This window comes from Clostridioides sp. ZZV14-6387 (genome assembly GCF_020657835.1).
Classification (GTDB): Bacteria; Bacillota; Clostridia; order Peptostreptococcales; family Peptostreptococcaceae; genus Clostridioides; species Clostridioides difficile_A.
Window position 1 is genome coordinate 1 of record NZ_JAGWCW010000095.1, and the last position, 457, is coordinate 457.

A 457-nucleotide genomic window follows, 5' to 3' on the forward strand; every position below is an offset into this window, starting at 1 on the left:
ATCATATATATTATTTGCAATAACTATACTACCTACACCTCTTTGTCTAGTTATATAGCCTTCTTTAACTAGATTATTAAGTGCAGACCTTACAGTCATTCTAGTTACATTAAATTCTTCACTCAGCTGTTTTTCAGAAGGGATTAAATCCCCTTCTTTCAAACTGTCTGAATTTATTAACTCTCTAACATGATTTTCTATAACTTTATAAATTGGCTCTTTCATTTAATTCACTCCTTATTAAATCTTTTATATAATAAGATAATTTTATATACAAACAAAGAAAATGTCTATACATTTAAGATAATTTAAATTTTATTCAGAAATCTTGTACAACTTTCCGAGTTTTAATAAAGATATAAATAGACTTATCATTAATATACCTTTTAATATACTTGATAAGGTTATACTCCACCATACACCATTTAGACCCAACATTTCTGGTCTAGATATAAAG

1 protein-coding gene is annotated in these 457 nt (G+C 25.8%); it reads right to left on the bottom strand.

Annotated elements, in window-relative coordinates; all coding sequences use genetic code 11:
• A partial coding sequence (locus KGF38_RS20035; RefSeq protein ID WP_227832698.1) for a GntR family transcriptional regulator occupies nucleotides 1-225 on the bottom strand: 225 nt, incomplete at its 3' end.
• Nucleotides 226-457 lie beyond the last annotated feature (232 nt).